Genomic DNA, 23636 nt, shown 5'->3' with positions numbered 1-23636 from the left:
CAAAAAAAATAATAGTCATCCCACATAAATGTTGCCTATAATCTATTAACGAAAAAAGTAGAATAAAAGCAAGGGATAACCGGTTGTCCTTCTATCATAAGGAGGAAAAGTTCATGAATGAAAAAACACGGGAAGAAATTGCTTTATTTCGCTATGGAATGATTGCGTCTTTATTAAATGGGCAAGTAAATCCAAAGGACTATTTGGAAGAAATGGAAGGGAAAATTCACAACGTTCCTTATTACGGAGAACGAAAAGTTGCAGCTAAGACCATGCAAGAATGGCATTTGCATTACCGAAGAAATGGATTCGATACATTAAAACCAAAAAGAAGATCGGATAGAGGAGATGCCAGAAGGCTATCACCAGATGATAAGGATCACATCCTAGAAATAAGAAAAGAATCTCTCCACATGCTTGTCAGCGTATTCTATGAACAACTGATCAAACGTGGAGAGATACAAAAAAAACAAGTCTCTTATGCCACTATAAACCGTTTACTAAAAAAACACAAGTTGGCAGGCAGATTTGTCGCATGGCCCATTTATCCCTATTAATAAAAGACATTCCTTATCGCATTCATAGATGACTGTTCCAGACTTATACCATTTGCGCAATTTTTCTCTTCTGAGAAATTTGATGGATTACGAGAATTAACCAAAGAAGCATTGATACGTAGAGGAAAGCCAACCATCATTTATACAGATAACGCAAAATTTATCGTTCAGAAACGTTACAATATGCATGTGCTCAATTAGGGATTACATTAGCTCATACACAGCCATATGACCCTAAAAGCAAAGGGGGGGAAATTGAAAGGATCTTCAAAACTATACAAACGCGCTTTTACCCGTTACTTCAAAGTGATCCAGTTCACTCACTAGAAGAATTAAATGAACGCTTTTGGCGGTGACTCGAGGAAGATTATCATCGCAGACAACATGCATCGCTTGATGGCAAAACACCTCATGAAGTGTTTCGATCGTATTCAATTTTCAAATGGATTCATCGAATCCTTTTATTTTGGTCTTAGCTGGTCTACCTCATTTAAAAACACGACTAAATTTGAATCACCATCGCCCATTGGCTCAGCGAGTGATCATGAGGTATCAATTACAAGCACTAAATAAAGAAGATGTTTCTGACTATATCGATTACCAATTAAAGTTGGCGGGAGCTAAGATGCCTATTTTCACAGAGACCGCTTGGAAGCTATCGCTTTACGTTCACAAGGATGGCCACGTGTCATCAATACCTTAGCAACGCATTGCTTATTGTACGGAGCACAATTAAATAAGCAACAAATTGATGAAGATATTGTCCAAATGGCAGCTGAGGAAAATAGTTGGTGATGCGACGAGGGATTATGATATTCGATGTAAAGGACCAAAAGTGGAAATTATGGTTTGGGCAACAGTCCTATGACACATTTGAAGGGATGTATTTTGGAATACGCATCCTTAATCACTATCATCGTACGAGTTTAGGAAAAGAGGAAGGATGGTTTGTGACGATGGAGAAAGACGTATCCTTTGATCTTCGTATTTTTGAAGTATATAAGATACGGATTATATCGACAGAATTACTCACATTATTTGATGATGCCCCTTTCTAAGGGGGGGCATTTTTACTAGAAATTCAACTGAAACATTTTGCATAATTATTTTCAACACGGAAATAAAGTGACAAATAAAGCAATTTATTTCAGATTTAGTCCTGATTTATAATGAAAATGACTATCTGTAATAAAGTGATGATTTACACGATTCGAAGGGAGCATGGATCTTTTAATTGCTTTGTAGGCTCAATAAAGTTTTGGATGTGTCCATATTCTCCCACTATATTTGTAGAACCACGAGCATCTTTCATTAATTCCGAATGCATATCACGAATTAAACGTTCTGATAAGGGATACCCTGTTTGGATTATTTCAACTTCAATTTTTAAATCATGTTCTTAATTATCCTTCCATTATTTTATGGGCTAGTTTATGCTAACAAAACTCTTGTTTTTATTTATAAATTATATTATCTTTAAATGAGAACATACATTCTATATAAAAAATAACACCGTCCTAAAAAGGAGGTGAAACAAATAAATACAAATTATAAATATATTACCTTCATTAACTTCTGAAAGACTCCTTAGGTTCCTACTAACATAATGTCTAATATGTATTCACTTTCCAATTATGTATCAAAACATCAATCAAGTATGCTATAATTAAAAATATCATTTGAAGGAGATGCTGTAATATGACGGATGAACTTTTATTACAGATTTTAGATGAGATCAAAGTGATGAGAAGTGATATCACGGAGATAAGAGGTAATATTACAGGAATGAATGGTGATATCACGGAGATAAGAGGTAATATCACAGGAATGAATGGTGATATCACAGAGATAAGAGGTAATATCACAGGAATGAATGGTGATATCACAGAGATAAGAGGTAATATCACAGGAATCAATGCTGATATCAGTGGGATCAAAGCTGAACAGACAAAAACAAACCAACGTCTAGATGCTGTGGATCAACGTGTAGGTTCAATGGATATGCGATTTGAGCAGCAAAATAATACATTCATTGATCGTTTTGATCGTTTAGAACAAAAAACAGATGCGATTCAAGAGCAAACAGCTAAAATAAGCGAATTTCACGCACAAACTATCGAAAAATTAAACAATAAGGCAACGAAAGATGATTTTAATTATCTCAAAGAAATGGTATTTAAGCATGATGAAGAAATTTACAAAATCAAATCTCAATACCAAATTGTAAATGAAAGTCAGGATTACTAACTTTATTCATCGACAGGTGACTTATGGCACCTGTCGAATTTCATTATGAATCACAAATAACCAGCTGACGTTCAACAAGTTTAGGTTCAATATCTTGTTTATGTTGAATTAAATACTGTAACATTTGTGCTGATAATTTCCCAATAGTTTCTTTATCCTGCTTGATTGTAGTTAATTTAGGCTTGCTAAATTGGCATGCTTCGATATCATCACATCCGATCACGCCAATATCTTCAGGTACTCTTAATCCGTGTTCTTGAATTGCCTCTATTGCACCTAATGCCATTAAATCAGATATTGCGTAGACTGCCTTTGGATAGGATTTCTTTATTAATATTCGCTTCATAGCAAGGTAGCCACTTTCTGCAAAAAAGTCACCAGTCTCAATCCAGTCATTAACTATAGGTAAAGATAAACACTCCATTATGTTAATAAATCTTTTTTTTCGATTTTTGGCAACATAAGATTCTTGTTCACCGCCGATATAGGCAATATCTTTTATAGAATTATTATATAAATATTGTACGACATATACAGACAGCATCTTGTTATCTGTCGTAACGTAACTAGTATTAGGTCCACTAATTTTTATATCAATACCTATACAAGGTATCTCACTTTTTATTAATTCTTCGATTATAGCCTCGATATCATCACTAGAAATAATAAGACAACCATCCACACCAAAATGCTTACATCTAGCTAGATAGCTACCATCATCTTGTTTAAATTGCTCATTAGAAAACAATAAAATATCATAGCCTGACAAACCTATAGCTTTCTTAAATGAGGTGATTACTTTGTTGAAAAATAGATGGGTAAAATCCACGTTAATTTTTCCAGCGTAAATGACTCCAATTAAGTTTGATTTCTTTGTTGCTAGTGATTTTGCTGAGAAGGTAGCTGGTAGCCAGGCTCATTAATGATTTCCATTACTCTTTTCTTTGTTTTCTCATTTACACCGCTGTAATTGTTTTTAATTTTTGAGACTGTGGCCCGTGAAACACCTGCCATGTCTGCAACATCTTGAATTGTAAGATTCATACTACTTTTCTTCTTTATCTGGTATCTCACTAGCAGATCCTCAATATAAACACGACTGAAATTTATAGATATATTATACCATATACTGCTTCAATATTTGATTAGTTGCATAGGTTCTTAGTTAATATTGCAGAAAATTAACAATATATATGATTTCTCCATCAAATGAATTGAAACTTGTTTACATAAGGCTAAAAATGTTGAATTTTTTCAAATATAATGGACTGTATATCTGAATGTTTTAAGAGAAAAACTAGAATAGATATAAGCTTTACTCCAATTGTAAAGGGGGGGAACAATGATCACTAAATCGAAAAGAATAATCTGGGTAAATGGTCTATGAATTGGAGAAATATTTGTTGACTTTTAGTTATCTGAAACACGGAGAGGTATTGCCTATCTTTCACGAATTATATCACCATCTTCTCTGATTATTGGATGCATCAGGTCATGCTGGGGCGATTAATGAAGAAATGGATGGTGTAGAACAAAGGCTTAAAGAAAAGAGTCATGCTTTTGCGAAGCATTTTAGTCAATTCTATATAAAAACGGTTGAACTGACTGGGTATTTACGTTCTTATGTTAATGGATTCCCAGTATTAAAAAGGTTCAATAATACCATTGAGGGACTATGGGGCCAGGCACGCGATATGGACAATCGTCCACGAAGGGGGGGGTCTGGCACCTTCATTCGAGCTTCCTAGCTATATAGCAGCTATCGTGCATAACCAAATGTCTTCGCATGAGCTTTCTTCAAAACTTAGGGGATGTACCCCCCCGCCTGTTATACCCCCCGTATACAGGAGGAACGGGTGTGTATTGATTTTCGAACCATAACAATGGATGAATTTCCGGAATTGTTGAATAGTTTCATCGATATAGAAGGTAGTTTATAGAGAAGTTTTAAAGAGTATGTATAGTAGAAATGGCGAATAAATATGGGTATTAGAACCAAAGGAGGTATAGGAATGCTATTAGAAAAAATGGTAGTTGTTAAGCTAAAGGACTTAAACGGAAATGATGTTTCCCTTAGCGATTATCTTGGAAAAAACACACTTATTTTTATGTGGCTTCTTGGTGACGTTGCCGGGAACAACTGCCAGGCTGGCAAATGGTATACGAACAAAACAAGGATAAAAATTTTGAAATTCTTTCCGTTGCTGTTGATGGCCAAGGGCCTGAAGTAGTGAAGCCTTATGTGGAAGGCACCACCTTTCCAAGGTACATTCGTTATCCAGAAAAATTCGGCTCTGAAATAGATTTTGACTGGCAAAAGGAGCAATTGAAGAAAGAAAAAGAGGAAGAAGAACAACGACGAAACCAAGGTTTGGTTTGTGGCCCAGATGGCTGTTTTATTCCAAGTTAAATTAAGAAAAGCCCAAGCGCCCGCATAGAATCGTAGGGCGATTCGTGAAGTCGCCTAGTTTTTGGGCGCTCGGAGCTAAACACCAATGCAAAGTTTATACTCCTATTATGAAAGCACGGCACTGATATTAGTTTAGGAATCAAAATGAATGGAGGATGACAATGGATTGGTTTAGCAATCTAGTACAAGAAAAACCCAAGCCTGTTTGTGATAAAGGTGATTTTATTTTTGCAGCTATCGGTTTAGAACATGGACACATTAATAATATGTGTAGTAAGTTGATCGAGGCAGGAGGAGTACTAAAATGGGTATATGATAACGACCTAAAGAAATTAGATGCTTTTATAAAAAAATTTCCAACTTGTTCAATTGCTAAATCGCAACAGGAAATTATGCAGGATTCCGAGGTACATATGGTTGTATCTGCAGCTGTACCATCAGAACGATACAAGATTGGCATTAAAACAATGGAACACGAAAAAGATTTTTTTACAGCTGAAACACCCTTCACCCAATTAAGTCAATTGGAACAAGTTAACCAGGTAATAAAACAAACAAAGCGTAAGTATGCAGTTAATTATAGTGAGCGAGTATCAGATGAGAGTGCTATTTTTGCTGGCAGACTGCTAGAATGTGGTGCAATTGGCCGAGTAGTACAAGTTTTGGGAATGGGACCACATCGTTTAAATTTACCGTCAAGACCTGACTGGTTTTTTTATTAAAAAGTATTATGGTGGTATTTTATGTGATATTGGTAGTCACCAAATTGAACATTTTCTATTTTATACAGGGGGGGCCAAGGATTCCAGCGTAGACCAAAGTAAAGTAGCTAATTATTGTTCTAAATACTACCCTGAATTTGAAGACTTTGGCGATGCTACATTAACTGCAAATAATGGTGCGACGAATTATTTTCGTGTGGACTGGCTATCGCCCAATGGTCTTGGAAATGGACGAGATGGCAGGACAATAATTTTAGGGACAAAGGGATATATAGAGCTAAGAAAAAATATGGATATTACCAGGGAAACTGGTGGAGGGCATATATTTCTTGTTAACGATGACGAGGAGCGATATATAAATGTAAAAGGGAAGGTTGGGACACCGTATTATGGTGAACTGATTCGAGATTGTCTAGAACGAACAGAAATAGCGATGACACAGGAACATGCCTTAAAAGCCGCTGAACTTTGTTTAATAGCACAAAACAACGCAAAGAAAGTAGATGAATACTTATTTAGATAATTAGTAGAGTTTGAGGTTAGCTTGACAGAGAATGGTATTATGACTAAAGATAATTCTTCTTGAGTGTACAGTAATCTCTTTACATGAAGAATAGGTATTGAGTGATTTAATCTATCTATATATGGTGTGTCGACCTCTATCTGAATTATTTTCACTGACTTTGTCACTCGCAACTGGCACGTGGGATTCCCATAATCCTGAGGAGTGAGCGAGAATGTAGCAAAAGGTGAAAATACAACCAAGCCCATCTCTCACTTCTCATTCTATTCTTTTGTATGATAAAGTCATTGTATATAAAATATTTACGCGGTGAAATTACAGAAGATGTACATTGACGTTTATCGAGATAGAAAGTCAAATGTAAGTATGTGATGAATAAAATGGCAATGTGGTACATAATGGCTGTCTTTCTCTGCAATAAATACAAATCGCCCTTCATACATGAATAACTGTCCCATAAGGGGTCACAGACCTCATATGGGACAGTTTCTTTTCTTATTTTACTGTTATAGAAGTAGTAGCTTTAAACTTTTGACCAGTTGTTAGTTTACCAGTAACTACTAACTCTTGTTCTCCTTCTGTAAGGGTATTTAGTAGTTGTTGACGTGGGAATATAACTTTGTATTCATTCACACCATCATCATCAAAATCAACTACAGGATTTTTCTTTTGCATTTTCCTATCAGTTGGAGCCATTTCTCCATTGAGTAAAAGACTTTCTAAGTCAATATCTTCTAATAGGCTTTCGTCAACAAATTCAAGATATGCAGTTAAAACAGCATTGGTATTTTTCTTTGCTTTCTTGCTTTTCTTTTCATTTTTGTTTAATACGGATGGGCGGAATTCAACTTCAGCCATCACAGTTGGTAGATAAGATAAGAAATCTCCCCAAATGATCGTTGAATTTAAACCATCAACATCTTCATCACGGTCATACGGTAATTCTGGATCAAGACTTACAAAGTTTTCATCAGTTAATATATCTCCTGAAGCGTTAATCGACACTTCTCCATTAAAGAAATAGTTGTCATCAGACACCTCATGATCCGGATAAGTGTCTTCTGTCGTTATGGCATTCTGATAAGAGACAACGCCACCTAACTGGAAGTCTTCTTCAATGCCATCATAGGTAGAGAAATCTAAGTTTCTAGCATTGTTAAATGCAATAATATTTTCTGCAATGACCCCCCCTGGATTACTGTTACTAGTGAAACCAGCTGCTCCATTATTAAATGCAATACTGTTGCGAATGACATGTGGGACGTGGACACCTTCACCACCAAGCTTAAAGCCGTTCTTGTCACCGTCTCCAACTGTACCATCAGTCAGCGTACCATTCTCGTAGGCAATACTATCCTCGATTACTACAGCACCAATTGCACCGGTACCAACCTTTGTATAAAGATCCCAACCGTCATCAATGTTGTGGTGGGCAATACAGCCACGGAAAATGTTGCCTTCTCCTGAAGTTAATTTCGCAGCAAATCCATCGGCATTGTTGTTGGAAGGATCGGCATTATCAAATGACTCACTATTTAAAATCAGGTTGTGTGATGGCCAATCCTTAAGATTTGGGCTATCGTCGGTGCGACTGATTTGTAAACCGGTGTCACCATTTTCATAGAATCTGCTGTCTTCCACAATGTTGTGGTTACCACCAACAACAAAGCCTTTTGTATTGGCAGCCGAACGAGCAAAGTCGATTCCAGATACGTGCCAGTAATTACCATTTAATACGACACCTTCTGAGCGTTTATCGAAGTCGATAACCGGTTGTACACCCTCGGCAGCAACGAGATATTTTCTTGCATCTGCAGTACCGTCGTTATATTTAGAAATTTCTAATTTAGAATCTCTTACAAAGTTACCATCAGCAAGTACAATTCGTTGACCTGGTTGTACATACTCGATAGCCGTGTCTAAATCTAACGGATTTAACTCCGTTCCGTCTCCATTACTGGAACCATCTGGAGCAACATGGATATCAGATCCGTCTCGGAATGTTTTCATTGAAACGTTGAAGTTCTTGACGATTTTGTCGTAAGAAGTAAGTAATTGTGTGTCGCTTGGTAAGAATGAAATACTAAAGTTAGTGTCTTGGTTTTCTATAAGTTTAGTAGGAACTCCAACTAGTTCGTCGTGAGTAACTTCTTTATTACTGATAATAACTTGTTGGCCAGCTTTTACTGTTACTGTGCCGTCTACGTTAGACTTTAACAGTAAATCATAGTCTACTTCCGAAGCTTTGTCACGGGACACGATATCTAATATAGGCGTAACCGGTTCAGCAGGTGGGAATACTCTTGGTGCATCAGTTGAAGCTGCAGTTACATTAAAGTCAATGTTGTACACTTCGATGTCAGCTAAACGAGCTGTATAGAAACCAACATACATCTTGCCGTCTTGAACGTTTAAAATTTCAGCTCAAAGAAAAGTGCTTCTTCGCCATCATTTAATTGGCCAGTAAATCCGCTGTTTGTTTTTGCTAAAGTCAATCGGTAATCCTCTGCTGGATAAGTGTTATCAGTTGTAGGTTTTTCAGCTAATAACATTTGCTTTTGTACACCTTGACTACCAACACCATCTGAAGATTCTACTCCAGTACGGATAAACAATTGCGTACCATTTGTTTCTTTCGTACCACCACTATATCCACCGACTGTAGCAATGTTGGAAGCAAAAACACCATCGTTGTTGTTTTCACCAATCGCATCACGAGTCATAATACCAAAAGATTCTTGACCATCGTGTGGGTCTTTGGCATATTCATTTACTTTGATGTCGGCGGACAGAGTGAAGTTATCTTCTACCGCATCAATGACTGTGTAATAGAATGTGATCCCGTCATGGTCACCGGTAATTTTACCAGAGCTTGTACCTTCTGCTACGATTCGAATTCCGCCATTGTCCAGCGTTTGAATATAATTTGTGTCCGCACCAGTTGATTGACCAAACTGAATTTTATTCCATTCTACGGTTGTTTCTTCACGAACTGTTACGTCAAATGATGTTGACTCAATGGAATCATCTGTTGGGTTAATCACGATGGTGTATTGCCCTGCGGTTGAATGATCAAATGCTGAAGTGTCTAGATCATAATTTGTTGAATCCAAAACTTCTTGATCCCCCCCGTTGTCGAAAATCTTGGATACTTCTAGACCGTCAGAATTAAACGCATCTCCAACAGTGAAAGTTGTTTGAGGATATTCTGTAACACGTATCTCATCCAGTTCCTTTTCCTTTACGTTAACAGGGAACGTCGCCTCTACGCCTCTGTGAGTCACTGTTACTTCTTTGTCCCCCCCTTCTGTTGATGTATCTAATTCGGAAACGTCAAACTCACCTCGTGTTAATCGAACAGAACTTCCATCACTATATTCTGCAACAACAACAATTCCGTCTAAGTCTAATTCCTCATTAAGGTAGTATTGTGTTTTTTCAGGAAGTTGAGCAACATCAACTGCATCTAATTCCGCATCACTAACATGAACAGTAAATGATGTGGTAACACTTGAAGCTTCTAAAGATTTAACCGTTACCGTTTTTTCTCCGGAACTCTCAAAAGTGTAGTCAGAATCGATTTCTTCTCCGTCGATTTGAAAAATATAATCCTCACTCGTTAAATCTTCTACATTATAACCGTTATTATAAGATCCTGTTACGACCAGACCATCTGGATTAAAACTATCTTGTAAATAATAATCTGTTTTAGCCGGATAATATTTCACTTCCATGCTTGTTAAAGCTAGTTCAATAATATTTAAATCTATCGTAGTTTCTGCACCGTTATAATTAATAGTAATAGTATTTGTACCAGCAGAACTACTGTCAAATCCAGTGATAATTAAGTCCTCAACTGGGACAACAGTTTCTGTATTATCCTCATTTACTGCTGTTACTTTTAATCCACTTAAATCAAGCTCTTCACCAACAAGATACTCTGTTTTCATGCCAGATATATCAACTTCCAGTGATGAAGTTGCTAGATCGGAAACATTTACCTTCGTGTTAGAGAATGTAATTTCTCCATTTCGAGCAACAAACAAGCCGACATGAATGTTGCCTGAAAAAGCATTCTCTAATTTGAATGTTTCCCTTTGCCCATTCGAAGTTACAACGAATGTATCCCCAGATTTTTTAATAGATAAGTCGTATGACTCTCCAGTTGCGGGTGGGACATTGTCTGAGAAAATATCTAATTTAGTCAGACCACCTCCGTCATAACCGTCTTTACTATAAAAACCGCGCATGTCTTCATCGAGTGCACCGACTGCAACGTAATTGTGAGAATTCTTGCCATCACTGTCCTCACCGGTTTCATCAAGCACCATTAGACCAAAAGCGCGCTGGCTGTCTGGACTATAAGAATCAGCAGATGCTGTCGTAGTAATTTCAAAATTGTCAGCAGCATCAAGTTCTAATGATTGAAGGGATACACCAATTTCACTACCTGCGATTTTACCACCCCCCCCAACAAGTAAGGTAAGAGAACCATCACCATTGTCTGTCGGTGGTTCATTTTTGCTGTCACTTGTATTAGAACCAAATCCAGCAAAACTCCAATCATTTCCAAGTGGATTTTCAAACGTCTCTGCAAACACCATCAAGTTCATGTTAGAAAAAAACATCAAAAAGATAGCAAAGATTGCTATATTCCTGCTCCATCGTCGCTTCATTTAGTTATCTCTCCTTTTCTAATTTTTATTTAAGCTTGTGAAAAGATAAACTTTTATCTACCACCTCCTGCATGAAAAGATTACTAGACCTAGTTTTCTAGGTAAGTTTGTTTCGTGATGTGAATCATGAAGTTGATTTGTGTGGTTAAAAGAGGAAGTACTTCAAAATAACAACGTTGTAATTAAAAGATAATACAATTTTGAAAGCGTTGTCAATATAAAGTCTGAATTTTAAATTATACTTTACTGACTTTTAAACATGTATAGTACTAAGGATACAAAAGAGGGAGAGGGACTTTTGTCATACATCCTAATATGAAGTAGCATGCGCTTCAATATATTTTTAACCAAACACCTGCTAGAACTAACTGAAAACTATTTCAGTTAAAAATGTGAAGCTAAACATAGAGCTGCAGATGAGTAGCATTGTATAAACAAAGATGGAAAGATATTGAAACAACTATGGCGGATATGGTGTATGGTGGAAATGCTACTTCAACTGTTCCAGATAAATACAGAAGATAAAAGCGGTTGACGAGAGGAACATACCCTTTAATAGAATAACCAGAAAGGGTTGCGTTAATATTTCCCCAGTTTACCGAATAGAATAAACCAACAATGCATAAAAAAGGGGGGGATGTATTATTTGAAATCCAATTATTTGAAAAGTACTGTGTTTGAACATCAATTTTGGCTGCAGGTGCTCGGAGATCATGCTCGATTTATTAACGATTCCCTTTATCCATCAGAAATAGATGATATTGAAAAGGCCAAAATGTTTCGCTCGCAGTATGATCAATTGCTTGCACAATCAAGGGCCATAGATACGTCCAATGCCATCTCCTTCTCTATTATCGTTGAAGACCTGACCAAGCAATTCAGAGAGTTTAAGCTTTCCATTATCGAACGACATTTGACAGGACAAATAGGTATTCATCTGACACCTACATTTCTTAATCACATGGTCAATGAATTGGAAGAATATTTGTTGATTTTAAGTTATCTGAAGCAAGGAGAGGAACCACCTATCTTTCACGAATTACATCATCATCTTCTCTGGTTATTGGATGCATCAGGTCATGCTGGCGCGATTAATGATGAGATGGATGGAGTGGAACAAAGGCTAAAAGAAAAGAGTCATGCTTTTACGGAGCATTTTAATCAATTCTATATAAAAGCGGTTGAACTGACTGGTTATTTACGCTCTAATGTTAATGCATTCCCGGCATTAAAAAAATTCAATAATAACGTAGAAGTAGAAATCGGATTATTTAAAACATTTTTGCGCGAATTGGAAGAAATGGAGTTAAGTGCAGAAGTATTAAGTACATTTACCGCCTCCATGGCTGACCATATGGCTCGTGAGGAGCAATATTACTTAACGAAAGTGGTTCAATCCAAGCATGTTACCGGAAATTGAGAGATGACTAATCCCAATTCAATTTTTAATTAACAGTAACAAGAATTTAGCCAGACAATCATTCAATTGGTTGTCTTTTTTTGCACAAAAATCAATTGGTTACTTGGAATATTATGTAAGTATTGAGTAGAGACATTCCGCTAATTTGAATAGCCGCATTGCCTATCCATTACAGTGATGCCACGTATTAAATTTTTAATTACCTCACTTATCAGCTCTTCCCCCCCATGTTCCATTACAACCGTTAAGCTAAGTTTTAATAACGGGTTTGGATACGATCAATCGCTCTTCCAAAAATATAAATCGATGCCTTCATGTACAAAATTAATTTCCAAAAAAATATTGACAAACGAAGTGTATTAACTATATAATACACATTATATGTATGAACCACTTAGTACACACACTTTGGTTGTTAGTTAATAGGTCATATAGGAGTTGTTACGATGAATATAAAACTGAATAATCGTGAGCCAGTTTACTTGCAAATTGTTCGGGATTTTAAGGAACGGATTGCAATTGGTGAATTGGAGCCTGGCGAGGAAATACCATCAAGACGGGAGTTGGCTAACAGGATGAAAGTAAATCCCAATACCGCACAACGAGCGTACAAGGAAATGGAGGAACAGGGATTGATTTATACGGAGAGAAATCTTCCCAGTAAAATCACTACAGACCAAGCAATCCTGAGCAGGGTGAGAGATGAACTATTGCTGGAGGCAGTTGATACGTTTGTGACATCCGTTCGTTCTATTAATGTACCAGTTGAGGAACTGCTTGAATTAGTGAGAGAGAAGTACACAGGTAATGAGGATAAGGAGGCGTAAAAATGATAGAGGTTAAAAACGTGGAAAAAAGGTTTGGCCGGAAGAAAATATTGAGAGGGGGTGTCTTTCACTGCTAAAAAGGGTGAAATTACATGTTTGATAGGAATAAATGGAGTAGGGAAAACAACGATTCTAAATGCCATTATGGCACTTACCCCCATCAATAAAGGGCAAATTTTAATAGATGGTGAACCGTTGAAGGAAAAAACCTTTGAAAAAATAACGTTTATTCCCGATGCGATTACCATGCTTCCACAAATGACCGTGGCAGAGGCCATGGAGTTTATGAACGATTTTTACACCACTTGGAATCAGGAACGTGCAACCGAATTATTAGGTTTTTTCAGGCTAAATCAGACGGATCGTATTTCTTCCTTATCAAAAGGAAATACCGCTAAGGTTAATCTGTTACTTGGCTTGGCACTTGATGTGGACTATGTATTAATGGATGAACCATTCTCAGGAATTGATATGTTCAGTCGTGAGGAGATTGCGAATGTGTTCACCAGTCATTTAATCGAAAACAGAGGCGTGATTATTACCACACATGAAGTAGGCGATATCGAACATTTAATCGATAAGGTTGTCCTGCTGGATGACGGAATAGTTACAAAAGAATTTGATGCTGAGGATGCACGTGAGAACGAAGGAAAGTCTGTCATTGATGTAATGAGAGAGGTGTATGTTAGATGAAAAATTACGGGAAGCTTGTTAACTTTGAATTTAATCGTGTTGCGAAACTATTTGCTGTATTAATGGGGATAACATTAATCTTACAGATTGCAGGAGTATTCGTGGAAGCCAGAGATTACCTGAATATGGCGAATGAAAAAATCTACGAAGAAATGATGCCAAAAGCAGAGTTTCTTGAAACGTTCGGCCAAATGAGTTTTTTGCAGGTAATAAGAAGTATCTGGTTTCTTGGACCTATTGGATTATGTGTTGCAGGAGTAGCTTTCTACATCTTTCTTATCTGGTACCGTGATTGGGTCGGGAAAAATACTTTTGTCTATCGGTTATTAATGCTGCCAACATCAAGGCTGAATATTTTCTTTGCGAAAATTACCACAATTATGATCATGACACTTGGTTTCGTCGCCTTTCAACTTATTCTGTTACCAATCGAGATAGTGATTTTTAAAGGCATGGTACCAGTCGATTTTCGGAATGATATGGGTCTAACAGAGCTTGTGGGAAGTATGCCGGAATTGAGTATTATTATTCCGGGAAGCTTTTTGGAATTCATTTTATATTATGGTGCAGGTCTATTGGCTGTAAGTATCCTTTTTACTGGCATATTATTCGAGAGAAGTTTTAAGTGGAAAGGAATTTTTGCGGCAGTTGCGTATGGTGCCGTTGCAGTCGTCCTGTTTATTGCACCATTACTTTTGCAAGAATTTGTTGTGGATGGATTTTTCTATCCTATCGAGTTATTTGTACTTGAGATTGTCATCGGATTGATCCTGCTTGCTGCATCTATTTGGATGAGTGGATTTCTATTAAAGAAAAAAATCACGGTATAGGAGTGTGTGAATATGAAGAAATATTGGAAATTTACTGCAATAATCGCTGTCATTGTGCTCAGCTTAGGAACTTTTTTTGTAACCTCTGCAACGTCAGCAACAGAGTACCCCGAGTTTGTTATAAAAACAACAAGTGGGATGAAAGTGAAGTAAAGCCATTAGTATTAGATGGTTCTTATGCGGATACTTCTTCTATGAATTATGTGAATACGAACTTAAAGATCACAGCGAACGGTTCCAACTATAATAAACATTCCTTTCTTGATCAGATTATTGGACAGCCTCCGACATTCATTAAAGACTTACAGGAAGAATATCGTTCTTTTATGCGTGGAAAAAGTGCCTGGACCGATCTATTTGTTGAAAACGAAGAGGTTCTTGCATATGCAGATGTCAACTACAAAAGGGGTTCTTCTACCTTTACTGTCTCGGTTCTAAATAAAAAGGATGAGACCAGCGAAAATTTTACGATGAAGGTTCCGGAAAGTGAGAAGCTGTCACATATTTATGTAGAGGATGTACAACTTGTTGGTAATGAACTAAATCTTGTTACCCAAAACTACAGGTACGACGATTTCTCCAATGGGGAAAAACATATGTATACGATTGATCTGTCTAGTCAGACGATAACAAATCATGAGGCTATTGTTGAGGTGCCTAAAGGACAAAATGATACCTATTTTGACGTACAACTAATTAAAACGAGCCCAACAAACGCAAATGAATATCTTATTCTTATGAAGAAAGAAATACAACTGATAGAAGATAGCGAATCTATAAGGGAAGAAGTGATAAACAAAGAGTTCATTTCTTACAACATGGCAACGAAAGAGAAAGAAATTATTAATGTGCAAGACTTGCAATTAGATAGTAGCGGCCTTAGCTTCTATGATGGTTCTACCATTTATTTCACACAATTTGCAGGAACAGAACTGATTGTAACCCCCCCTTATTCTTTAGAAGACGACCAAATGGGTCTGGTGTCCAGGGTTCAGCTATCCAGTGAAACAGATTTGGTAGGAGGCACATTGACTACTGTTAAAGATGGCAAACTTTATGTTGCATCTACAACAGATAGAGAATCCCATTCGAATATTGTAGTTATCGTGGCAGACTTGGAAACAGGCAAAACAATTTATGAAGGGGGGGAAGTAGCTGTAAAAGACGCATCCATAGCACCAGATGACTTCGAATTATACATTAATGAACTATTTTTGAAATAATTCGATTGTTATAGAAGCTTGGAGAACCATCTTGAATATAGGCTTGATTTGAATCCAACTTACTAGAAATGGGGGGGAGATATTAGATGCAAACTAAAGAAAATAGATCCACTTTTCTAGCGAGTGTGGATCTATATTCAAGTGAAAAGAGAATGAATGCCCATTATGTGGAGTATAAGGATAAAATGTATAGACTCGCACTTTCTTATGTGAAAGATTACTATTTAGCGGAAGACCTTGCGCACGAGATTCTTGTTAAATGCTATTTAAAGCGGGAAAAATTTCGTGGCGAGAGTTCCTTTCGAGCATGGATGAATCGAGTTGCGATTAATCATTGTCTGGATTTTTTGCGAAAAGGATATCTTCGACGAGACCTTTTACATGAAAATGTAGCGCTGTATAATAATGAAGCAGTATCTACGCCTGAGTGCGATGTGTTACATATTTGTGAGAATGAGGAACTTAGAAATAAATTAGGCCAGTTACCTTTCAAGTATAAGCAAGTCCTTTTTCTATATTATTTTGAGAATCAATCTCTGAAAGAAATTCAACAAGTATTAAATGTAAAACTATCTACCGTGAAAACCCGCTTGTTTCGTGCGAAGAGAATGTTGAGGGACAAGTACGAATAATACGTTCCCTTGTTTCCTGCTTCTCGGGTAATTTAAAATTTCACAAGTCAGAAATCACATAAATGTAGAAGAAGGCACAACAAGCTGAATAAAATTCGCTCGTTGTACTTTCTTTCGCGCCAAAATTTCAGTTATCCCATATGCTTCCAACGTTTATCATCTGGTTAATTAGGAAATAGTTAGTTAGAACAGATTTTAAACAGGAGGCTACCATGTATGGTTTCTAATAAAATAATTAATGAAGCAAAGCAGTTAATGATAGAACAAAAGCAAGAAATGCTAGAGCACTTAGAAGTTAATGGAGATGGTTCAATTAAAGAAGGAACAGGAGATTTATCTCATTACGATAATCATCCAGGTGACCAAGGTACAGAACTATATGATAAAGAGAAAAGAATCGGATTGAATGAGCATGCCAAACAAAAAATTGAAGAAATAAATCAAGCATTGCAAGCGATAGAAAATGGCAAATATGGGGGGGAATGTGAAGTTTGTGGTAAAGCGATTCAGGAAGAAAGATTATTGGCGGTTCCAACAACGTTCAGATGTATCAAGCATGCTGAAAGTGAATTACGTGAGGGACGCCCAGTTGAGGAAGATATTATGAATCCCGATATCATTGGAAGAGATGCAGAAGCTGAAGCAAAAGAATCAGTTGGATTTAACGGAAAAGACTCGTGGCAGGCTGTCGAAGAATATGGTTCATCTGAAACACCTTCTGACTTTTACAATAAGAAAGACCATTATGAAGATATGTATATGCACTCTGATGAACAAGAAGGTGGCTCAGAACCAATCGAAGAAGTAGCTGAAACAGACATAAACGGCAAAAGCCAAGCAAACAGAAAATAGGAGGAACGGGACAGGAAACTTATCCCTCTGCCTTCCAAGTGGAACGAAGAGTAGTGATAAATATTTTATTAAAATATCAAGTAATCTTTTCACTCATTTACCCCCTTGTTGAATTCGCCTGCCCATTAGTACAACAAGCACAACTTCGATAATGTGTATAATTTATAATTTTCGTGTATCGCTAAGACCCTTATGAATTATCTTCCGATAAGGGAAGTACTTAACTGGAAAAATATGTTTCATTTTATCAAGCAAAAACGGAATTAAGGTATATAAATGGAATGTTAGTGAAAAAAACAAGGCATTCTGTATGGACAAATTCCCATGTAGAGAGTCTGGCAGCTTTATCATGGTTCTTCACTGGATCAGGCCCTCGCTTGACGGGATAACTCTCTCGCTTCACGGGATATATTGCTCGCTTGACTGGAAATAATTACTTATCCCGTCTAGCGAGCAATATATCCCGTGAAGCCAATTACTTATCCCGTCTACACCAACACATATCCAGTGAAGTAGGTTGGATATACCTATTCAGAGAATGTTTATGATTCATTTGTTGTGAAAAGGTTTCCATTCCCAATTCTTCTTTTAATTGACCGATAACGGTACTTAAACCTTCATCAGTTGGTATGAAATAATACGTCCCATTAATTCTTTGATCAGATCCCTCTACTTTATATTTGTTTATATCTGAAGTGTTCATAGATGAATAGGAACGTTGCAACTGATAGATTTCATTAGGACTTAGACTCGTAGAGATATTTTCTACTAGAATACTAGATATTTCACCCACTTTAAAAAGAGTCCCAGCAGAAATTGCTTCGTCAATCGCTGCTTGAATAAATTGTTGCTGCCTTTCTTCGCAAGAATAAATAGCATTTACTTCTCTTTGTCTCATACGAACAAATGCCAGTGCTTCCTCACCATCTAATTTTGATACACCTTCTTCAAAATCAATTCGGTCATTTGTGTAGAAATTCTTTTCCGAAAAGGCTTCTTTAATATCCACTGTAACACCACCAAGCGCATCTACAATTTTCCGAAATCCATCAAAGTTTACCATCGCATATTCGTCAATCGGTATGTTTAATAACTCTTCTACTTTTTTCACGGTTAGCATGTTGCCACCGTTTGTTTCACTATTTGTATAATTAAACTCTGCGACTATTACTACTTAATTCTGTCTAAAGCTAAATATTCCCGGGAAATACCAACATACTTCATTATTTCTCGCTAAATCGCAACAAAATTTTCTTGAAGAATAGACGAAAATAGTTAAAAACGATAGAATAAAGGCATGAATGATTGTCGAAAATAATAGAATGAAAGATGGAAAAGGTGAATGTCCAATGTTCAAAAGAGTTAAAGAAGCAACGTATTTGACGGCAGAAAAAGCATGGAGTTATCGTGCTATTTTACGGTATTTCTTTATTCAGCACGAACGAATGAGAGAGTTTTTATTTCCGGAAGAGATCTATGAATATCTTAATCAGTATGACGAATTCAGTGAATATAGTGAGGAAGGTCTGCATCAGGATCTTGATGCATTGGTCAGATGGGGGGGCAATTTAATTGCCAGGCAGGAACTGGGAAAGTCAAGAACAGTGGAGGAATTCAAAAAGAAACGATTTCGCTATCAATGCACACCATATACCGTGGAGTTTGAGCGAATGTTACTGGAATTAGAAGGGATTGGTGAGACATTTGGCGGCTCACTGGAACGAACCCAATTTGAACGGTTGTATCAATCATTGTCGAAAATAGCAGATATCACTTTGTCACAAGCACCAGAAAAAAGAGAGGAATCTGCACAAATTTGGGAAGATATTCTTACCTATTTTCGACAAATTACTCAAAATACATCTGATTATATTGCTTATATTAATAGTGAAGAAGTAGAAGAACAAATGCAAACAGAAGCATTTCTTGTATATAAAGATCAATTTACCACCTATTTACGAGATTTTATTGTGGGTTTGCAAGGAACAGCATTGCAAATTCAAGACCTTTTACAATCAATGACAAAGGAAAAGCTACAAACCTTTTTCTCACAAGTGGTCCAGCATAAACAGCAAGTATTCCGTTTAGAAGAAATTGATGGCAAGAAGGATCCATATGAAGACTATCAGCAAAAATGGTTGAGCATAAAAGCATGGTTTCTTGGTAATGAGCATGGTGAAAGTGAGTATGAAATGCTGCTACAGCGCACGAATGAGTCGATTCGCAGGATTACAAGAGTTGTGCAGCGCCTAGGTGAACGTCATCAGCATTTTCGCAGCAGAAAGAAAGATTATTTACATCTCGCTAATTGGTTTAGTGCAATGGATAACGTAGAAGCTGCCCATCAATTATCATCTGTAGCATTTGGTGTCTTCCATACCCGTCACTTTTTGATAGACGATCATTCGACAGATGATATCTACACGGATGTATGGGATGAACAACCAATGGAACATGAAACCAAACCGATTGTAAGAAATTATCGGGAAAAGTCCAGAGCTGGCGCAGTAATAAGTAATCAGCAAAAAAAAGAAGAAATGAAACGAGCTCATCTGGAGCAGAAACAACGAGAACGGCAACTTATTGAACAATATGTCAAAAATAATCAGATAAAGGTAGAGCATTTACCTATAGTGGAAGCACATGTGAGAAAGCTGTTATTATCATGGGTTGGAAAAGCAATGGCCCGTAAGGATCGCACCATAAAAACAGAGCTGGGTAAACGTGTGCATGTAATTTTGTCAGATGAGCGGATTACACTCGAAGCAGAGGATGGAAAACTTGAAATGCCAAAAGCAATCTTTCAATTTATTGATGAGGAGGTGGATGTTTGATGGAGGAAGCAGGATTTGATGAAAAACTGCAAGAAGCTTTAGGTCTTCTTTTTGAACAGTTCTGGATTCTGCGGACGGAAGAACCAGCCGCATATCAACTGGTTCGTGAACGAGAAAAAAGCTTAAAAAGATATCTTTCAGAAAAATTCGGTTTTGACTTGATTGTTCATCAGCACTTTATCAAACTCGAAAAAATTCCAGTTGACCCGAAAGCATGGATGGGCATCCAAGACTTTCAAACACCTCAGGATTATGCGGTTTTTTGTTGTGGATTAGCTTTTACAGAACGACGATCTGTAGATGAACAGTTTTTGTTGTCTGATCTTACAGAAGATATTCAGGATATGTATCCAGGTGATTTGCCATTGGATTGGACGAATTACCAGCATCGAAAATCATTGGTTCGAGCAATGAAGAAGTTGGTTGAATTACGGATTATGAAAACGGTCGATGGCGACATTGACATGTTTGCCAATGATCAGGAGCAAGAAGTGTTGTATGAAGTAACCGTTTATGCCCGTTATTTTATGCGATCGTATCCAGATGATTTGTTCCGTTATCAGACGATTCGGGAGATATTAGATAGTGAGTGGCAGAGACATACAGCAGATGCCAGACGTAAACGAGTATATCGCAAATTATTATTTTCCCCCCCAGCCGTATATCGGGAAAATGACAATGATCAGGATTTTGATTATATCAGAAAATATCGAAATCGATTGCGTGATGATTTAGAACAGCACACATCTTTCCAACTGGAAATTTATAAAAATTGTGCACTATTGGCAATGACAGAACGAAAACAGCGTTATACATTGTTTCCTGATCAAAAGGCAATAATGAATGTTGCGCTTCATTTTCAGGATTATTTAAGGGAACATCGCGAACATTATTCAATCAACGCCATGGGTGAAATCAGGATTACCAATAATGAATTCACTCAATTAATCGATATTGTGAAAAGTCAATATGGCCATGGATGGAGTAAAAAGTATCGCGAGATGACGTATACAGCAATCGCCTTGGAATTATTGCAATTGTATAAGGAGTGGGAACTGGCAGACGTTGAGGATGATACAGGAATGCTTGTTTTAAAACCAGCAATTGCCAGAATGACCGGGCATTATCCGAAAGATTATCTGATGGAGGTGAATCAACATGACTAAATGGAAAATGAATCGAGCAGGCTTATTAAATTTCTGGTACTATGACGAAGAGATTTTTACGTTCGCAAACGGTAAATTATTACTTCGAGGAAGTAATGGTTCAGGTAAATCCGTAACCATGCAAAGTTTTCTGCCGGTCCTTTTAGATGGAAGGAAATCACCAGATCGACTGGATCCATTTGGCTCAAAGGCAAGGCGCATGGAAGACTATTTACTTGGTGAGAAAGAGGTTGTCGATCGAGAGGAGCGGACTGGTTACTTATTTCTGGAATTTAAACGTCAGGATATCGAACAATATATAACGATTGGCATTGGTCTGCAAGCAAAACGGAATAAAAAAATGAAGTTCTGGGGGGGTTTCATCGTGACAGATAATCGCAGAATTGGTGTTGACTTTGACTTGTATAAAGTGGAACAGCACGGTGGAGAGAAACAGAAAATCCCGAGGTCACGTGTGGAACTGGAAAATGTGATCGCTGATGGCGGGCATGTTGTCCAAACTCAGAAAGAATACATGAGTCTTGTAAATAAGTATGTCTTTGGTTTTGAAACGTTGGAGAGTTATGAGGATTTAATCAAATTATTAATTCAATTAAGAAGTCCTAAGCTTTCAAAAGATTTTAGACCTACCGTCATTTATGAAATCTTGGAAGCAGCATTACCACCATTAACAGATGAAGACTTGCGTCATCTGTCTGATACAATTGAACAAATGGACCAAACCAAACAACAAATCGAGCAGTTGGATCGAGAAGTATCTGCTATTAACAGTCTAAATCAGGTATATAATACCTATAATCAATATGTCATTACGGATCAGGCAAATGAATATCTTCAGGCAAATAAACGCTATCGCAAAGAAGAAAAAGAATATCAGCAGCTTGAGACAACACGAAAGCAATTAGAAGCTGAGATCCAACAGTTAGCAGAAGAAATTGATAAGTTATGGATTGAACTGCAAACATATGAAAAAAAAGAAGAAAGACTTCGTTCCCATAAGGTGTGGGATCTGGAGAAAGAACGACAGCAGGAACAGGAGAAATGGAAGCAAGTAGAGATAACGCTTGTGAAGAAAGAACACCAATTAGAAGATAGACGTAAAAAAGAAAGAAAAATTTTAGATGATCAAAGAAATCTGGAAGAGCAAATCGAGCAGCGAAAGCAGGCAATAGAAGATCGCTTAATCGACCTGGATAATGATGCAGATGAAGTCTCTTTTGCGGAGGCACATCAAATTAATCAGCAAGACTATGACAGATATAAGCAAGATAATTTTGATTTTACGATGTGGATGAAGGAAGCGAGTAATCATTTACAGGAATTAGAGAATGTAGCAAACGAACTACATGTGTTTGCTACACTAAAAGAGCGGTATCAGGAAAAGGATAAAGAGTTGGCGAATGAGCAGCAGCAATTAGATGATGTTACCTATCAGAAAGATGAGTGGTTGCGCTTATTTGAAGAGGATAAAGAACAGAAATTAAATGAGATACATCAATGGCTCGGACAACTGGCATGGTTAGATGTGGAGGAAGATGTGGTTCAAAAATCTTCGAGAGCACTCCGTTCCCTTTATGAACCGGATACCTATCAGGCTGTGATTGATCCAATCAGACAAGTGATATTTAGTTACCAGCAGGAACAAGGGCAGTTGTTATCTGAACATAAAATCGACGAGAAACAGCTGGTAGAGCAAATCAAAGAGAAAGAGCAGGAGCTTGAAGAGTGGAAGAAGAAAAAAGATCCCGAACCACCACTTGAGTCCTTGTCGAAGGAAGCAAGACAACAATTAAAACAGGAAAATATTCCTTTTGTTCCATTTTATGCAGCGGTTGAATTTCAGGAACATGTAACAACCGATGTGCGAAAACGACTGGAGGCAGCATTGCTTGATAGCGGGGGGGTTTTAGATGCCTTAATCACTGATCGAAGTGAAACAGTAAAACATGATCGAATTTTAAAGCCGAATCCGAATATGATGGCTATACACTAGCGGATTATTTACAACCAGACCTTGACGAAGA

The 23636-nt window shown here is 37.2% G+C and carries 18 protein-coding genes and 5 pseudogenes; 18 read left to right on the top strand and 5 right to left on the bottom strand.

Going from position 1 to position 23636, the window contains the following annotated elements; translation table 11 throughout:
- Positions 1–113: 113 nt before the first annotated feature.
- From JCM21714_RS22140 to JCM21714_RS19520, 4 genes and pseudogenes are all read left to right on the top strand, one after another.
- Positions 114–985 (top strand): annotated as a pseudogene (locus JCM21714_RS22140) (DDE-type integrase/transposase/recombinase); the annotation flags it as partial.
- Positions 976–1352: pseudogene (locus tag JCM21714_RS24865) on the top strand (ExeA family protein); the annotation flags it as partial. The pseudogenes JCM21714_RS22140 and JCM21714_RS24865, both read left to right, overlap by 10 nt.
- Positions 1349–1615 (top strand): hypothetical protein, encoded by a 267-nt coding sequence (locus tag JCM21714_RS14935; protein ID WP_235182933.1) that lies wholly within the window; start codon positions 1349–1351, stop codon positions 1613–1615. The pseudogene JCM21714_RS24865 and the gene JCM21714_RS14935, both read left to right, overlap by 4 nt.
- A 640-nt stretch (positions 1616–2255) precedes the next feature.
- The gene (locus JCM21714_RS19520) at positions 2256–2804 is read left to right on the top strand and encodes a hypothetical protein (protein WP_035725526.1); all 549 of its coding nucleotides are present in this window, start codon (positions 2256–2258) and stop codon (positions 2802–2804) included.
- Between the two features lie 43 nt (positions 2805–2847).
- On the opposite strand, the gene JCM21714_RS14925 is transcribed toward JCM21714_RS19520, so the two are convergent.
- Both JCM21714_RS14925 and JCM21714_RS24440 read right to left on the bottom strand, forming a co-directional pair.
- A complete protein-coding gene (locus JCM21714_RS14925; protein WP_369403617.1) occupies positions 2848–3633 on the bottom strand; it encodes a substrate-binding domain-containing protein in 786 nt (261 codons plus the stop codon).
- A gap of 50 nt (positions 3634–3683) precedes the next feature.
- Positions 3684–3848 carry a LacI family DNA-binding transcriptional regulator gene (locus JCM21714_RS24440; protein WP_369403616.1) on the bottom strand — a complete coding sequence of 55 codons (165 nt, stop codon included), beginning with the start codon at positions 3846–3848 and terminating at the stop codon, positions 3684–3686.
- Between the two features lie 332 nt (positions 3849–4180).
- Here JCM21714_RS24440 and JCM21714_RS18760 point away from each other — a divergent pair.
- From JCM21714_RS18760 to JCM21714_RS14905, 3 genes and pseudogenes are all read left to right on the top strand, one after another.
- Positions 4181–4474 (top strand): annotated as a pseudogene (locus JCM21714_RS18760) (DUF2935 domain-containing protein); the annotation flags it as partial.
- Positions 4475–4959: 485 nt separating this feature from the next.
- Positions 4960–5214: a hypothetical protein gene (locus JCM21714_RS14910; RefSeq protein ID WP_235182932.1), complete on the top strand. Its 255-nt coding sequence runs from the start codon at positions 4960–4962 to the stop codon at positions 5212–5214.
- A gap of 155 nt (positions 5215–5369) precedes the next feature.
- Positions 5370–6459, top strand: a pseudogene (locus JCM21714_RS14905) (Gfo/Idh/MocA family protein).
- A gap of 495 nt (positions 6460–6954) precedes the next feature.
- On the opposite strand, the gene JCM21714_RS19945 reads toward JCM21714_RS14905, so the two are convergent.
- Complete coding sequence (locus JCM21714_RS19945) at positions 6955–8853, bottom strand: right-handed parallel beta-helix repeat-containing protein (protein WP_148295058.1); 1899 nt, start codon at positions 8851–8853, stop codon at positions 6955–6957.
- A gap of 17 nt (positions 8854–8870) precedes the next feature.
- Positions 8871–11135, bottom strand: coding sequence for a bacterial Ig-like domain-containing protein (locus tag JCM21714_RS19940; RefSeq protein WP_148295057.1), 2265 nt, complete (start codon positions 11133–11135; stop codon positions 8871–8873).
- A gap of 637 nt (positions 11136–11772) precedes the next feature.
- Between JCM21714_RS19940 and JCM21714_RS14895 the strand changes: the two genes are divergently transcribed.
- The 8 genes and pseudogenes from JCM21714_RS14895 (at position 11773) to JCM21714_RS14865 (ending at position 17612) form a co-directional block, all read left to right on the top strand.
- Positions 11773–12555: a DUF2935 domain-containing protein gene (locus tag JCM21714_RS14895; protein ID WP_035725520.1), complete on the top strand. Its 783-nt coding sequence runs from the start codon at positions 11773–11775 to the stop codon at positions 12553–12555.
- A gap of 446 nt (positions 12556–13001) precedes the next feature.
- Positions 13002–13382 carry a GntR family transcriptional regulator gene (locus JCM21714_RS14890; protein WP_035725519.1) on the top strand — a complete coding sequence of 127 codons (381 nt, stop codon included), beginning with the start codon at positions 13002–13004 and terminating at the stop codon, positions 13380–13382.
- A 2-nt stretch (positions 13383–13384) separates the two neighbouring features.
- Positions 13385–14075 (top strand): annotated as a pseudogene (locus JCM21714_RS14885) (ATP-binding cassette domain-containing protein).
- Positions 14072–14905: a hypothetical protein gene (locus JCM21714_RS14880; protein ID WP_035725518.1), complete on the top strand. Its 834-nt coding sequence runs from the start codon at positions 14072–14074 to the stop codon at positions 14903–14905. The pseudogene JCM21714_RS14885 and the gene JCM21714_RS14880 overlap by 4 nt, the downstream one beginning before the upstream one ends.
- Positions 14906–14917: 12 nt before the next feature.
- On the top strand, positions 14918–15058 hold the full coding sequence (locus tag JCM21714_RS20235) for a hypothetical protein (protein ID WP_158413535.1): 141 nt from the start codon (positions 14918–14920) through the stop codon (positions 15056–15058).
- A 41-nt stretch (positions 15059–15099) separates the two neighbouring features.
- The gene (locus tag JCM21714_RS14875; protein WP_035725517.1) at positions 15100–16128 is read left to right on the top strand and encodes a hypothetical protein; all 1029 of its coding nucleotides are present in this window, start codon (positions 15100–15102) and stop codon (positions 16126–16128) included.
- A gap of 86 nt (positions 16129–16214) precedes the next feature.
- Positions 16215–16760 (top strand): sigma-70 family RNA polymerase sigma factor, encoded by a 546-nt coding sequence (locus JCM21714_RS14870; RefSeq protein WP_052000780.1) that lies wholly within the window; start codon positions 16215–16217, stop codon positions 16758–16760.
- A gap of 216 nt (positions 16761–16976) precedes the next feature.
- Positions 16977–17612, top strand: coding sequence for a TraR/DksA C4-type zinc finger protein (locus tag JCM21714_RS14865; protein ID WP_052000778.1), 636 nt, complete (start codon positions 16977–16979; stop codon positions 17610–17612).
- Between the two features lie 475 nt (positions 17613–18087).
- On the opposite strand, the gene JCM21714_RS14860 is transcribed toward JCM21714_RS14865, so the two are convergent.
- Positions 18088–18780, bottom strand: coding sequence for an LCP family protein (locus JCM21714_RS14860; RefSeq protein WP_268748365.1), 693 nt, complete (start codon positions 18778–18780; stop codon positions 18088–18090).
- 133 nt (positions 18781–18913) lie between these two features.
- Here JCM21714_RS14860 and JCM21714_RS14855 point away from each other — a divergent pair, with 133 nt between their 5' ends.
- From JCM21714_RS14855 to JCM21714_RS18755, 3 genes are read left to right on the top strand one after another with little or no spacing between them, the layout of a single operon-like run.
- Entirely contained in the window at positions 18914–20446 is a 1533-nt protein-coding gene (locus JCM21714_RS14855) for a TIGR02677 family protein (RefSeq protein ID WP_439644482.1), read from the top strand.
- Positions 20446–21612, top strand: a complete 1167-nt coding sequence (locus tag JCM21714_RS14850; protein WP_035725516.1) for a TIGR02678 family protein — start codon at positions 20446–20448, stop codon at positions 21610–21612. Before JCM21714_RS14855 ends, JCM21714_RS14850 begins: the two co-directional genes overlap by 1 nt.
- A complete protein-coding gene (locus JCM21714_RS18755; protein WP_052000776.1) occupies positions 21605–23605 on the top strand; it encodes a TIGR02680 family protein in 2001 nt (666 codons plus the stop codon). Before JCM21714_RS14850 ends, JCM21714_RS18755 begins: the two co-directional genes overlap by 8 nt.
- Positions 23606–23636: the final 31 nt, after the last annotated feature.

The organism is Gracilibacillus boraciitolerans JCM 21714 (genome assembly GCF_000521485.1).
GTDB lineage: Bacteria > Bacillota > Bacilli > Bacillales > Amphibacillaceae > Gracilibacillus > Gracilibacillus boraciitolerans.
Note: the sequence above shows the minus strand (reverse complement) of the source record. Positions and strands in the feature narration are given on the sequence as shown.